At 46.5% G+C, this 14,554-nt stretch carries 12 protein-coding genes; 8 read left to right on the forward strand and 4 right to left on the reverse strand.

Annotated elements, in window-relative coordinates; translation table 11 throughout:
- Positions 1-17: 17 nt before the first annotated feature.
- Positions 18-731 (forward strand): LSm family protein, encoded by a 714-nt coding sequence (locus tag AC1XTG_RS11800; RefSeq protein ID WP_229238591.1) that lies wholly within the window; start codon positions 18-20, stop codon positions 729-731.
- Between the two features lie 34 nt (positions 732-765).
- Positions 766-1,602 (forward strand): phytoene/squalene synthase family protein, encoded by an 837-nt coding sequence (locus AC1XTG_RS11805; protein ID WP_484842142.1) that lies wholly within the window; start codon positions 766-768, stop codon positions 1,600-1,602.
- A 51-nt stretch (positions 1,603-1,653) separates the two neighbouring features.
- Here the strand turns inward: AC1XTG_RS11805 and AC1XTG_RS11810 are convergent, their stop codons facing one another.
- Positions 1,654-2,331, reverse strand: a complete 678-nt coding sequence (locus AC1XTG_RS11810; RefSeq protein ID WP_484842143.1) for a DUF421 domain-containing protein — start codon at positions 2,329-2,331, stop codon at positions 1,654-1,656.
- Between the two features lie 84 nt (positions 2,332-2,415).
- On the opposite strand from AC1XTG_RS11810, the gene AC1XTG_RS11815 reads away from it, so the two are divergent.
- The 6 genes from AC1XTG_RS11815 (at position 2,416) to AC1XTG_RS11840 (ending at position 8,666) form a co-directional block, all read left to right on the forward strand.
- A complete protein-coding gene (locus AC1XTG_RS11815) occupies positions 2,416-2,718 on the forward strand; it encodes an LPXTG cell wall anchor domain-containing protein (protein WP_484842144.1) in 303 nt (100 codons plus the stop codon).
- A 42-nt stretch (positions 2,719-2,760) separates the two neighbouring features.
- Positions 2,761-3,288, forward strand: a complete 528-nt coding sequence (locus AC1XTG_RS11820) for a glycosyl-4,4'-diaponeurosporenoate acyltransferase CrtO family protein (protein ID WP_056282169.1) — start codon at positions 2,761-2,763, stop codon at positions 3,286-3,288.
- Positions 3,289-3,636: 348 nt separating this feature from the next.
- Positions 3,637-4,575 carry a hypothetical protein gene (locus tag AC1XTG_RS11825; protein ID WP_056282165.1) on the forward strand — a complete coding sequence of 313 codons (939 nt, stop codon included), beginning with the start codon at positions 3,637-3,639 and terminating at the stop codon, positions 4,573-4,575.
- A 123-nt stretch (positions 4,576-4,698) separates the two neighbouring features.
- Positions 4,699-5,637: a DUF4249 domain-containing protein gene (locus AC1XTG_RS11830; protein ID WP_484842145.1), complete on the forward strand. Its 939-nt coding sequence runs from the start codon at positions 4,699-4,701 to the stop codon at positions 5,635-5,637.
- On the forward strand, positions 5,634-7,970 hold the full coding sequence (locus AC1XTG_RS11835; protein WP_056282160.1) for a TonB-dependent receptor: 2,337 nt from the start codon (positions 5,634-5,636) through the stop codon (positions 7,968-7,970). Before AC1XTG_RS11830 ends, AC1XTG_RS11835 begins: the two co-directional genes overlap by 4 nt.
- 57 nt (positions 7,971-8,027) lie before the next feature.
- Complete coding sequence (locus tag AC1XTG_RS11840; RefSeq protein ID WP_056282158.1) at positions 8,028-8,666, forward strand: hypothetical protein; 639 nt, start codon at positions 8,028-8,030, stop codon at positions 8,664-8,666.
- A gap of 71 nt (positions 8,667-8,737) precedes the next feature.
- Here AC1XTG_RS11840 and AC1XTG_RS11845 read toward each other — a convergent pair whose 3' ends face one another.
- The 3 genes from AC1XTG_RS11845 to AC1XTG_RS11855 are packed head-to-tail and all read right to left on the reverse strand — an operon-like array spanning position 8,738 to position 14,479.
- Complete coding sequence (locus tag AC1XTG_RS11845; RefSeq protein ID WP_056282155.1) at positions 8,738-10,354, reverse strand: sodium:solute symporter family transporter; 1,617 nt, start codon at positions 10,352-10,354, stop codon at positions 8,738-8,740.
- A 39-nt stretch (positions 10,355-10,393) separates the two neighbouring features.
- A complete protein-coding gene (locus AC1XTG_RS11850) occupies positions 10,394-12,526 on the reverse strand; it encodes an alpha-glucuronidase family glycosyl hydrolase (protein WP_484842324.1) in 2,133 nt (710 codons plus the stop codon).
- Positions 12,527-12,535: 9 nt separating this feature from the next.
- Entirely contained in the window at positions 12,536-14,479 is a 1,944-nt protein-coding gene (locus AC1XTG_RS11855) for a sialate O-acetylesterase (RefSeq protein ID WP_484842146.1), read from the reverse strand.
- Positions 14,480-14,554 lie beyond the last annotated feature (75 nt).

Here is a 14,554-nt window from a genome sequence, read left to right on the forward strand (position 1 = left end):
AAACGATCCTTCACTTTATGAGATTTATTATTTTCCTATCCTTTATCCTCCTTGCGACCGGTTCCCCGCAGGCATTTGCACAAAAATCAAAACAAGTAAGCGTACACCTGAAAAACGGTTCTGTGATCCGCGGCACGTTGCTCGAAGCAGAGCCTGCTTACCGGCTGGAAACCTACGACAAGAGCGTGTGGCTTTTTCAGAAGGAAGAAGTAGATACGCTTATGACCGAGAAAAGCATTAACCCGAACATACTATATAAGAAAAAAGGATTTGTGCATTACACAGAACTCGGCCCCCTCGCGATGAGCAACCGGGCTTCCAATGGTGTAACCACATCCGCATTCTCTTTCCAGACTACGAATGGTTATAAATTCAATCAATGGATTTACACAGGTTTGGGCGTAGGCGCAGACTTGTATGCAGTGCAGACTTTCGTTCCCGTGGTGCTCAGCTTACGCGGCGATATGACCAGCAAAGGATCCAAGATCCCCTTTTACTTTCTCGAAGGCGGATATGGTTTCAATGCAACTTCCAACGATGTGGACAGTGTGCGTTTCGGCGGAGGCGCCACTCTTTCGGCGGGCCTGGGATTGAAGCTGCTTTTCAATGGGAATACCGGCTTCGTGATTGGCGCTGGGTACCGTTTTCAGCGATCGTCCGTTACCCAGACCGGGGTAGAAAAGCTGGAAGATTTTAACCGGCTTACCTTACGGGCAGGTTTTTCTTTTTGACCAAATATTACAGGCTATTTAAAACTGATTTGTCATGAAGGCCTTATATGACCAACTGTCGGTCTCTTGCAGCAAAAAAACCACGCAGCTGTACAGCACTTCTTTCTCACTGGGGATCCACTTTCTGCAACCCAAATTCCACGATCCGATTTACAGTATCTACGGTTTTGTCCGCTTGGCCGACGAGATCGTGGACAGCTTTCACGGATACGACAAGCACGCATTAATGGCCAAAATCAGACAGGATACTGCGGATGCGATTACGACGGGTATCAGCATCAATCCGATCCTGAACAGCTTTCAGCATGTTGTGAATCAATATGCCATTGAATGGTCGCTGATCGATACGTTCCTGAAAAGCATGGAAATGGACCTGGGCCAAAAGCAGTATAACCAGGACAGCTTCCAGGATTATGTGCTCGGCTCGGCGGAGGTGGTGGGCTTAATGTGCCTGCGCGTATTCACCGAAGGAAACACCGCCCAGTACAACGACCTGCGTTATTATGCGATGAAGCTCGGGGCTGCATTTCAGAAAGTTAATTTTCTACGTGATCTCAAAGCAGATTACGAAGACCTGGGCCGGAGTTATTTTCCCGATGTCAACTTTACCCGCTTTTCAACCGAAAACAAAGAACTCATTCAGCGTCAGATCCAGGATGATTTTGAGCAGGCTCTGATAGGTATCAAAAAACTGCCCGGCTCGTCCAGACGCGGCGTATACCTCGCCTACTATTACTACCAGAAGCTTTTCATGCGGATCAGAGAGACACCGGCCGAGAAAGTAATGGATGCCAGGATCAGGATTCCCAATCACGAAAAGGTCTGGCTGATGATGCACTCACTGATCAGGCATCAGTTCAATATCATGTGAGCTGAGAGCGGATTCCCGCTTGTAAGAAGCGGCGCAGGTCAATTGATGAGATCAGGAGAGGCGTTTGGTGTGAATGGCCTTCACCCAGTCGTCCGTTCCGCACCTTTTACACTTTTTATGTCCATTGTCAATGTGCTCAATGTTGCCGCAAACATAGCAGGCGTACCTGCCCACCTGTGTTACATTCTTGGTTTTCTGACTATAAAGCTTCGGCATAACAGGCAGTCCGGGCTTCACTTCCTCATCTTCATAAAACAGGAAACTGATATTTCCATTGGGTTCCAAGATCGCCGTACGGACCTGTCCTAAATGTTCAATGCTTTGCTGGCGCATCTCGGAAAAAAACTCGTCTTTAGCGTAGGTTTCATCCCCCGATTCTAAATTGAAAATGCCATCTTCAATGAGGTAAACGGGGGTACCTTCCAGTACTTTCTCAAATTTCTCGTTCTTCATGGCAAACCAGGTAATCAGTCGGTAGAACGCCAGTATGGTGATGAAAACAATCAGCGCGGGAATAATGGCATTTTGTTTGTTCAACATGGGATCACCTGCTGCCGAACCTAAACCTATGATAATGGCGACCTCGAATATAGAAAGCTGCTTGACCCCTTTCTTTCCTGAGGTCCGGAGAAAGATCAAAATCGCGGCAAACATGATGAGGGTCCGGATTACAATTTCGATTGCAAATTCCCAATCCAGATCGTTGATAAACAATGCTTGCCAGTCCAAATTTCAGAGCGTTAAAGTTTCGTAGATTTGGGGGATAGCAAAGAATCATACCAATCATGTTGATTATCAGTAAATAATGGCGCAATGGACTGGACTTTAACCTTAATCGGCCTGATAATTATTGGATTTGGAGGCTATATATGGCGCTTCAAGCGGGTAAATCTTTTAAATAATGTGCCCAAAGGAGCGCGCCTTATAGATAAGGATAAAGCGGCCCGGCTGGGTGGCAGCTATCTGGTTCTGATCGGAATCTGCTTTGTCGTATTTGGCTACGTTGTTGCTAATCTTCCGGACGAAACCATTATCATCATCGTCGCCTGTTTTATTCCGGTCAATATGGTTGTTGTGGTCTCTTACCTGGTAGCGCAGAGCCGGAATATGAAGTAGCTTTTACGGTGTTTGAGGAAACGATTTACCCTTTACTATTCGATGCTCAATCAACTGATCAATGTATTCTGGACGATTGTCTCATTCAGCTTAGTCGGGTGGTATTGGGGTGAATTCTTTTCGGAGAAACAATCTCTTTGGATGCTGTATATTATCTTGGTTATCAGCGTATTCTCATTCAATATTCCTGCAAAATGGATATCGAACTTAAACCTGAGTACAAAAACCCGCACTTATGAACTGGCGGGCATCAGAGCAATGCGCTGGCTGGTTCAGGACGGGATGCTTGTTAACCGGATACAGCAAAAGCTGGGCAAAAAACACAAGGTAATCAGCAGCCGGCAGAGCGCCCGTTCGTACCTGGGCAAAATCGCCATCCAGGAAAGATACCATTATAGTTGTTTCGTCTTCTTCACCCTCAGCGCGGTCAGCGCCATACCGGCAGGAAAACTCCAAATGGCATTGCTCATTACTTTTTGGAACATCATCTACAATGTGTATCCCATTCTCTTACAGCAATACAACCGCCTCAGAATACAGAAATTGCTGGGTCAAGTGGAGCGTATTTGATGATGCCCTGCGGAATGAGCTGAGGCACTTGTCTATGATTTGCCATGGTTCGTCGAAGAACTAATTGCACTTGACGAATTTTTTATTTCATTCAGAGCAGTTAAAGTAAACTTGACCTGTCGTAATGGTGACAACTGTCCCAGGTAAGTATAACTAAATATGAACCAGTCGCCACGATTACATTTACTCGTTCCTATTAATATAAGTGTTTGTTGCCAATCGTTCGGCTTTACGTCTCGAGCTTTTCCCACCAGTTTTAATAAAAAAACTCACCCCAGATTTTGCGGTCGGAGGGTGAGTTGAAACGCAGTTCAAACCATTTTTCACAATTTAAACCGTAGTAAAAGTATGAAGAAATTGTTGCTATTATTATGCGGAGGTGTTTTTTTCCTGTCCTGTGACAGCAAAGAAGGCAGGATCAATCCGTCTACTGACGCCGGGCAGACGTCCTCAGTCAGTGATGTCGAACTTGTCGACGGAGTACTGAAATTCTCTTCCAGAGCTCATCTAAGTAATGTAGTTAAAGACATTGCCGATCAAAAGGATATGACTAACTGGTATACCAAACCTGGTTTCACATCATTATTGAAAAGGCAAAGTGTCATCACCACAGCACAATATGACAAAATCGCTGAAACTGGGGAGTTTGGTGAACTTTCTGACCTTCTGGTATTCAGAGGAAGCGGAGAAAACCAGATATTGGAGAAGATAGTTGATGATCCAAGGTTAGCAGCAGTTTTGAATGATAAAGGATACATAATGATCTCTGACACAGCTTATCACCTTGGAATCGATAAGGCAAGTGCAATCAAAGTTGGCCGGGATAGCGGTGTATTAAAAGAATTCCTGGCAAATCATAACATGCCAGGGGTAAAGTATACTAAAATTATCAATGAACAACTAGAAAATGCCCGTGTACAGGATTATCAAAATACTGACGGAAATCGTCGGATTATTGGTGAATTCAAGCGTCACGTAGCTCCATTCTACAGCTCGCTCGTTGTTAAAGTAAGCTACAAAAAGAAAAACGTAATTGGATGGAGTGGTACAGCAGCAAATCATCTTAGTTTTACGACCTCAGGTACTTATGAGAAAAACGAGGCAGGCTTTATTTCCAGATTTCCTTTTTCCGGATCAGTAAGCGAAAACAATGTGGAAGAAATTAGTCTGTTCGTTAGCGAAGTCTACGGACCTGCCGGTCTGTCCTGGCTTGTCGGTACACGAGCCAACATGTATTGCCAAGTGACGTCTTCCAAATTATATAATGTCAATTTCTATCCCGAGTAAGTATAGTTCAGTTGATTTACATACCCAGGCTATACAGTATGTAAATCCGAGTATTAAAAACCAAACCATATACATGCTTTATGTATATGGTTTGGTTTTGAGCATATTGATCTTACTATGAATATGAAACGCTTCCTTTTTCTCACACTGATACTCTTTGTAGGCTGCAGAGAACAAGACCTTAATATGAATGTGCCATACTCCGGCGACAAACTCGTTTTGTGGGGCAAACTTCAGGCAAATGCTACATTCAAATTACAAGTCACAAAAACATTCAACCCGGTCGGAGATATTCCAAAAGATGTCACAGTGAATAATGCCACCGTCGTATTATATAAAAATGGAAAAGCGTACCTGACTCTTTCGCATACCGGGAAAGAGCCTGGGTTTTATACATCCGACAGCTTGATTCAGGCGGGTGCCAGCTATTTTGTACAAGTTTCAGCTCCTTCGTTACCTACGGCTGAATCGGCTGTTGTGACCGTCCCGGTCGAGTTATCGGGGATGACTGCAATACGAACAAAAAATGTTGTTCCGCAAATTAATCATCAAACCCCCCAAGATCTGATAAGCTTATATTTTACAAAAGAAGATGCCTTGCTCGACAAGTACTTCAGTATCAAACTAACTAATTACTATGAAAACGACACACTTTCCAGCTATCCCTATGCTTCGGCAGATAATATACCCGCCAATGAAGAAGATTGCCATACCTGGGGCATAGAAGTAGAGAAGCCTAAATACAATGACAATTTAAAGGCTATTGTTTATCCTCAAAGCCGTGTTTTCCTGATGTCCAATCAGTGCTTACCTGCCCCTGCCGTTCCGGTCAAATTTTATGTGGAAAACGGAACTGATCTGAACGCTACCATCCGCGCCTTGAAAGTAATAGTACGTGTCGGGGTTGTTTCACGAGATTTCTTTGAATATGCGAAAATAGAAAACAAGCAACCAGAGGGTGTTGATCATCTGGTACTTCCCCCGCAGAAGGCATTGACCAATGTCAAAAATGGCTATGGACTTATTTTTGCGTCGAACGAAAAGACCATAGAATTACCATGACCAAGCCATTTGTATTTCTATTCATCCTGTCGTTTATTTTAATTAAGCACGACGCTTTTTCTCAGAAATTCACCGTAAGCGGGACGGTTCGTGATGCTGCCAGTGGCGAACTGCTCATTGGCGCTTCTGTAAGCGATAGCATTTCAGGGATGGGCGTGCAAACCAATTCATATGGCTTTTTCAGCTTTGAAATTCCCTCGTCGGATCACCATCTTAAAGTAAGCTATGTTGGTTATCTGCCGGTATATATTAAAAACATTTCCAGGATTAGTTTCCCTGTTGAAATAAAATTGACTCAGGGTACTCTTCTCAACGAAATAAGTATCAGGGAAAATAATATTCCCAGTGCTCCTATCGGGAAATTGTCAATTCCTATGGATAAAATCAGAGCACTGCCTGCATTACTCGGTGAAGTTGATGTTTTAAAAGCGTTGAGCTACACACCCGGCGTTTCCACGGGTACTGAGGGAAGTGCAGGTCTGTATATTCGTGGTGGGACGCCAGATCAAAACCTGATTTTGTTGGATGAAGTACCTGTTTACAACGTCATGCATTTGGGTGGTTTTTTTTCAGTTTTCAATCTAGCTTCTTTGAAATCCGTGGATCTCTACAAAGGGGCATTCCCCGCACGGTACGGTGGCAGGCTTGCGTCCGTAATCGACCTTACGATGAAAGACGGGAATAATAAAAAATTTGGTGGAGAGCTGGGAATAGGCCTGCTCAACCAGAAACTTACAGTGGAGGGGCCAATCATTAAAAATAAAGCTTCGTTTATCATATCCGGACGGGTCTCCACATTAGGTCTTACTTCCTTGCTCAGTTTACGAAAGAAACCCAGCTCCGGGACAGGAGAGGATCGTGTTTATCGTTTTTATGACCTGAATGCAAAATTCAACTATCAGATCAATAAAACGGATCAGATATATGTAAGTGTTTACAATGGCTTTGACCGGTTTAAGTACACCGAATGGAGTGCCAGCGGTAATGACAAAGAGACAGAAACAGCTGTGGGGAATAATTGGGGCAACACCACAGCGACACTCAGATACAGCAAAGTTGTTTCTCAAAAACTCTTCGCCAGATTTGCCTTACTCTATTCAAAATATGTCAGTGAATTCACGAATAATTTCGAGGATAAGAATATAGATGAGCAACCTGTGAATTTTTACCGGAACACCAATGCCGGCGTAAGCGATTGGGGCGGCAAAATACAATTTGACTATTTTCCTGCAAATCAATTAGCCGTTAAATTCGGCATCGATGCAACAAGGCACTCATTTAGCCCTTTTGTTACAAAGAGTAATTATAATGGTTTGTTCGATAATACCAGAGAAGGACGAATTCCGGCATATCAGACAGACTTGTATGTTGACGGGGATATTGCTGTAACACCGGGGATCCGGTTCAATACCGGTTTACGTTATAGTATTTACAAAGTGAGCGGCCGCACATTCCACAATCCGGAACCACGACTTGGGCTAAGCTGGTCCGTTTTGAACAACTGGACAATGAAAGCCGGCTACTCAGTGATGAACCAATACCTTCATCAATTAACCAACAACGGCTTTGGATTTGGCTATGATGCCTGGGTTCCTTCTACGGATAAGGTGGCGCCTTCAAGGGCAAATCAATTGTCATTAGGGTTATACAAAACCTTCAACTCAGGCTGGGAATTATCGGTCGAAGCATACACCAAAAGAATGAAAAACCTGATTGACTATCCTGACGGAACCAATTTTACCGGCTTGCTGGCCGATTCCTGGGATGCAATTGTTGTCAAAAACGGGATCGGAAGGGGGAAGGGGGTGGAATTTATGGCAGCCCGAAACACTGGTAAATTAACGGGATCGCTATCGTACACCCTGTCTAAATCTGAAAGAAGATTTACAGGAATAAACGACAACACCTGGTTTCCGATGAAATACGACAGAAGACACAATCTGTCCATTACAGCAGGATATGGGATTGGCAAAAAATGGAAGCTCAACAGCACATTTGTATATCAAACAGGGCACGCAGTCACACTACCCGTCGCCGCGACACTTACTGAAAATAATTCCGATCCCAAGTTCATATACGACAATCGGAATAACGGACGAATGCCTAGCTTTCATAGATTGGATATTGGCGCTGTCAAATCCTTAATCACTTCCCGAAAACGAAATGCCGAGCTGAGCATTGGGGTTTACAATGTCTACAACAGAAACAATCCTTTATACCTTGATTTGAAAGTTCAGCGTAGTAATAGTGATTTCAAGCCGACTGCAATTTCCATTAAGCAGGTTTCTTTTTTGCCAATCCTGCCTTATATAGGTTACACACTGAAATTTTAGCTGTATTGTATTACAAAATGAACGGACTTGCCCGCTATTTATCTAAATCAACATTCAATGAAACAACTACACTACACCCTCATTATTTGCTTTTTGTTCCTTGCACCGATTAACCGTACATATGCACAAGGAAATTCAGTAAACACCGAACCTACCGAAGTTTCAGACGAGTCCTCTGAGATGTTGGAAAAGGGCAGCTTCATTGCAACGTTAAATGGCTCGGCTTCGGCGGCTAACGATTTTCAGTCTTTAACCAGAACCTGGTCAATTACGCCTCAAATAGGATATCTGATAGCCGATCGCCTTGTTGTCGGGTTACAATTTTCGATGGGAAAACGTTACCAGAAGGTTAAGTCCGGAAAGTCGGTTACTATTGTGATCCCCGAATATCAATTACATTCTGCTTTACCGGAAATCTATTTGCGCTATTATATTGCGAGGTTCAGGTTAAAGCCATTTGTGCAGCTTGCTTCCGGTTATAATCTCCAATGGGGCAAAGAGTTCACTGATGGTGTTCATAACACTGTCAGTTCCCAGAACCCAACGTTATCAGGTGCGTTTGGGCTGAACTTACGGCTTAGCAGACGTATTGGCTTAGAGGCCCTTTACAATACCCGTTTCGACAACAAATCCCAAATTATTGACGCGAATGAGGGTCTTACATACAGGCTGGGCGTATCTGTTTCTCTTCATTGAGTTTTCCGCCCGTCTCGTCCCTGAATGCAGTCACTACTCTTTCACAAAACCTTAACTTCGTGCAACAACTTCTACCAGAAATAGCTATACAACAAAACCAGCAGCACCAGAATCACCGCGGCGCCTAGTACAAAGCCTTTATGCGCCCTGAACATGGAAGCATCCACTTCCAATCCCTTTTTCTCGTCAGGCAAAACATAGCTCAGGATAAACATTCCGACCACGCAGATCACGAAAACCCAACCCATTCTGTCCAGGAACGGCACTTGCGTCCAGTCCACAAACGGAAGCCAGTTGTTGTGCATACCCAGCGCAATCAGGAAACCTCCTACGATTGCGAACAAGGCACCCGCTGAGTTGCTGCGTTTCCAGAAAAAGCCCATGATAAACGAGGCGAAAATACCCGGTGAAAGCAAGCCTGTCATTTGCTGTATAAACTGAAAACCTCCCGCTTTATCAATCCCCATATAAGGCGAAACCACAATCGCGAGGATCATCGAAACTACGATCACGATCCGGCCAATGCCGACGAGCTGCGCTTCCGACTTGTTTTTCCCAATGTATATTTTGAAAATATCCAGCGTAAAAATGGTCGAAATACTGTTCGCTTTTCCTGCCAAAGAAGCCACGATCGCGGCGGTTAATGCGGCGAAGGAAAGTCCTTTCAGCCCCGCGGGTAACAGATTCAGTAGCACCGGATAAGCTTTATCGGCAACGATCACGCCATTTTCGGTCATTTCCTGCTGGAAAAGTCCCTGGTTATACAATGTGTAGGCAGCGATTCCCGGCAGCACTACGATCACCGGCATCAGCAGTTTGAGAAAAGCCGCAAAAAGCAGTCCGTTCCGGGCGGTTTTCAAGTCTGCGCCGAGTGCGCGCTGGGTAATATACTGGTTGCAGCCCCAATAATTCAGGTTCACGATCCACATCCCGCCGAGCAAAACCGTGAGTCCGGGCAGCTCCATGTAATGCGGGTTGTCTTTGCCGAGGATCATTTTAAAGTGGTCGCCATGATTCTCGCGCATCATTTTCAGTCCATTCATCAGACCGGTTGTATCGAAATTGTCAGAGACCAGGTTAATGGCAATGTAGCTCGTGGCAAGTCCGCCGATGATCAGGAAAAAGACTTGAATCACGTCTGTAAAACCGATTACCTTCATGCCTCCGACCGTGATAACAATGGAGAAAATGGCCAGCCCCCACATACACAGATCGAAATCAAGCCCTGAGATACCCGATACCGCGAGCGCGCCGAGATACAGGATCGACGTCAGATTGACCAGTATATATAATCCCAGCCAAAAAATCGCCATGATCAGACTCACCGTGGGATTGTACCGCTGACTGAGGAATTGTGGCATCGTGAAAATGTTGTTTTTCAAATAGATCGGCATGAAAAACAGAGCGACGATCACCAGCGTCGCCGCCGCCATCCATTCATAACTGGAAATCGCAAGGCCCATCGAAAATCCATTTCCCGACATTCCGATAAACTGCTCGGCAGAGATATTGGATGCGATCAGCGACGCCCCGATAGCCCACCACGTCAGCGACCCTTCGGCCAGGAAAAAGTCTTTGGTAGAGGCGGCTGCGCTTTTCTTCCGGTTGTAAATCCAGTAACCGTACACGGCCACAATGATGAAATAGATAAAGAAAATAATGTAATCCAGCGACTGTAACTGTTTCATCGATAAGTTGTTTGTAAAAATAAAAAGGGGATTACACTCCTACCGCATCAGGTAGATACTCACCGATTTCTTCACCTGTTCCAAAGTCCGCCCAGGCGGCGTCAGACCTTTGGGAACGGGCTGCCGGGAGAAGGTTTGGAGATACAAAAGCCACGCATCGCGCCACCAGATCGCCTCCCGGCGCTGCACTTGCAACCGCCCGGCTACGTCGGCGTACACCATTGGATTAAGGTCTTTTTTCGCCAGGTCCCATTGCTGCTGCATCCACGATACCGAGTCTGCACCTGAGTACAAACGATGACAGAGCTCGTCCCAGAGCGTGCGGCCGCTGCTGAGCTTTTTGTTCCAGCCTATGTGGTGAAACCATAATAGATAAGGTAGCGCAGTTTTGTCTGGATCATTCCACTGTGCCTGCACTTGCGGCCTGTATTGGGCTAGTGCATTGCTCCCGGATGCTGTGCGGTCGAAGCCTAACCCGGCAGAGTCGGCGCGGTGGTAGTAAGTGGCGGTCCAGTCCGGGCGGGCGCCACGGCTCTGCCAGGGTTCGGGGGCAAAATGCACGCCCATCCAGGGGCGCGACAAGCCGAGGGGCGTGTTATAATCAACATAAATTTCGCGGGAACGAAGCATCATCTTCACAATGTGTTCCCTTGATTTCGGATTGCGCGTTAATGTAAGTTGCGTCCATTCAGAGGCAATCTGTTCAGAACTAAGCTGGTGATCCCACGCGAGGCGGCCGAATGCATACCAGTTGGCCTGCGCCAGCGGGTGACCGGTCCAGTTTCTATCGCTGCCGGTATTGGCTACGCCAGCCATTAAGGTGCGTTCATAGTTGTGCAAACTCCCGTCGATGACCTTCGCAACCGTCGATCCCTGCCCATTGACCCAAGTATCCGCATCCAGACATTCTTTGAAAATCGGAGCCTCGTACACCGCATGCGTGGCAAAACCGAGGTATTCCTGCGTGATCTGAAATTCCATTCCCAGCGGCGTTTTGGGCATATTGCCGAACAAAGGCGAAAATGGCTCGCGCGGCTGGAAATCAATCGGACCATTCTTTACCTGTACAATCACTTTGGGACCAAACTGGCCGTCGAGCGGCACAAATTCTTCATAAGCAGCTTTGAAACGGTCTGCATTCGGATCGGCTTTGTATACAAATGCACGCCATACCACAATGCCCTCGTACGGTTTGAAAGCTTCGGCCAGCATATTGGCACCATCTGCGTGCGTGCGACCGTAATCCTGCGGTCCCGGCTCCCCCTCCGAGTTCGCTTTGACCAAAAATCCGCCAAAATCAGGAATTGTTTTATAAATCTCCGCAACCTTATCCGCCCACCAGGCACGCACTTTCAGGTCCAGCGGATCAGAGGTAGTCAGTCCGCCGAGCGTTTTGGGCGCAGCAAAGTAGACAGATAGATACGTTTTAATCCCATATTTCCGTAGGACATTAGCAATCGCCGCGACCTTGCCGATGTATTCCTGCGACATAAACCGTGCGCTGGCATTCACATTGTTCAGGACAGTCCCATTAATTCCCAGCGAAGCATTGGCGCGGGCATAATCCTCATAGCGGGGATCCACGCGCTCGGGTAGTTCATACCATTTCCAAAGCGAACCGCCTGCATATCCACGCTCGATGGTTCCGTCGGTATTATCCCAATGGTTGAGCATCCGATAACGGATTTTCGGTGCGCTGGAAACGGTGAGATTTTTCATCGGCTGCTGCATTTGCAAATGCCGGAGCAGCGCAAAAGTGCCGTACAAAATGCCGCGCTCCGACTGCGCGCTGATCACAATATTTCCGGAAGCCAACTGAATCTGATAACCCTCCTGCGTAGGACCATCGCCGGTGGCAGGTTTCAGCGAAAATACTATCCCGCCGGTTCGGCTCCCAGCCATAGTAACTGCCGGAACATTCTTACCAATAAGCTGCTTCAAGCCTTTTTGCAGCTCTTTCAATGCACTGCCTGTGATTTCGCCTTTTTCCGTATTTGCTATAAATGAGGCGTATCTCAGATACTCCGCTTTTGCGGCGGCGCTCGTCACCGGTTCGTATTTAAGCCACAGCCGGTAACCATCGTCGCCATCCGACGCAATGGGGCTGCTCGCGAGTGTGGCTGCGCAGGTGAGCAGGAAGCTGAAAAGGATTGATAGTAATATTCTAAACATCATTCAAGATTAATTATCATTCAAAATTTCTCCGTCCGTCCGGAAAGGTGAGGCAGGCAGACCGGCGGAATTGTAAAAATTGATCCCCTCCGGATTATCCTGCCAGGCATAGCGTACATATTTCGGATTTTTCACCGCCTCGCTGGACAGTTCAATCTGGTCTTTACCTATAATCCTGGCTTTTGCCCACACGAAATGTTTGTCCTCGCCCGCGATCGCAAACCAGCGCAAATCCTCGTCGTCGGCCGACTTGATTCCGTCCGCTACGTCACTGAATGTAAGTATAATTTTGTCGCCGTTAATGCTTTGCGAGGTAAAACGCGGACCGCTGTGCACTACATTTTTTTCATTGTACGCCAGATTTCTGGCCGAAAGCGCCAGTCTTTTTCCAATGTCTTTTTTATTGAGCGGGTGAATGTCGTTCCACTCGCCAAGGTCCAATGTGACAGTCACAGCCGTGTTTTTTAATGTGAGCGCCTTGTTTTGTGCTTCCCTGAGCACGGCCAGGTCACTTTCGACAGGTCGGTAGCTAATATCCTGAAAATTGGGCAGCTGCACCACCAGAAACGGCAGGTTTTCATTTTTCCAAAGTCCGCGCCAATTGTTGATCAATGCAGGCATTAAACGGTAATAATCCTTTGCATTGCCCACATTCGATTCTCCCTGATACCACACAAACCCTTTCAATTTCATCGGCAATGCAGGCGCAATCATAGCATTATACAAGGCAGTGGGTTGGTTTTGAGCCACCAGCGGTTTGTTTCCTTCCGAGATTTTCATTGGCTCATCCACCCTGCCAACCTTGTACTGCCAGGTTCCTTTGAGATCAATCTGCTCTTCGCCCAATGCCATGAAATAAGGTTTGTCAGGCACAAAACCGCCTTTGCCTGCCTGATTAGTAACCCGGATCACGAAAGTGTTTTTACCTGCTTTCAAAAGTCCTTCCGGAATCTGGTATCTGCGCGGCGGATACTGATAAGTCGTCCCGCCGATTCTTTTACCATTCACATACATTTCATCTGCATCCACAATGCGCCCCATAAAAAGCTTCACCGGCTTTGCGGCCCAGCTGGCAGGCACCTCAAATTCCCTTCTGAACCAAACCACGCCGTCCAACTCCCTCAATCCCTGATCTTCCCAATACCCGGGAATGTTAAAATTCCGCCAGCCTTTTGGTCTGTAATCCTCCCGCTCCCAGTGTTCCGCCAGTCCGGCATCCTTGTTTTCCGGTTTGGGAGATTTCGAAGTCGGTGGTCTGAATGTATGCGCATTCACATAGCTCGTATCCTTATTCTGGCGGATTACCTTTTGAATGTCACCAAAATTTTGATAACCCTGCTCGCTGATCCAGGCTTCGATCGGTGTCCCTCCTACCGAGCTGTTGATAATGCCGATCGGGACATGATATTGCTCGTACAAATCCCGCGCGAAAAAATAGGAAACCGCACCAAAACTGAGAATGTCGGCCGCGGTGGCTGCTTTCCATTGAGATGTCGGCAAATCCTGCTTCGGACCATTCAGGTCTGTTTTAGTAGGGATAAAAAAGTTACGGATGTCGGGATAATTGGCAGAAGCAATGTCCTCGGGAAACCGCTCCTTGACGCGCTCCATGTTGATCACCATATTGCTCTGGCCGCTGCACAGCCACACATCGCCAAATGCAATATTTCGAATGCGAATCTGATTTTTACCTTTAACCACCATATCAAACCCTGTCCCGGCAGGCTGCGCGGGCAGCTGCATTTTCCAGCTGCTGTCTGCATTGGCAATGGCACGATACGTTTTATTCTTCAAAGTCACAGTCACCTTCTCCTTCGGCGCCGCCCATCCCCATATTGTTATCGGCTCATCGCGTTGCAGAACCATATTGTCCGAGACCAGGTGGGGCAGGCGGACTTGGGCTTGCAGCAAATGAGGCAGAAAAATAAGGATGGCAATTCGAAAGATGTTCATTTATTAGGGGCAACTTTTTCTTTTAAAAGTAGTTAGGGTTGGATTGTTAATACTAGTCCATTTTTGTTATGCCTT

The organism is Dyadobacter sp. HNCC25DJ183 (genome assembly GCF_056895175.1).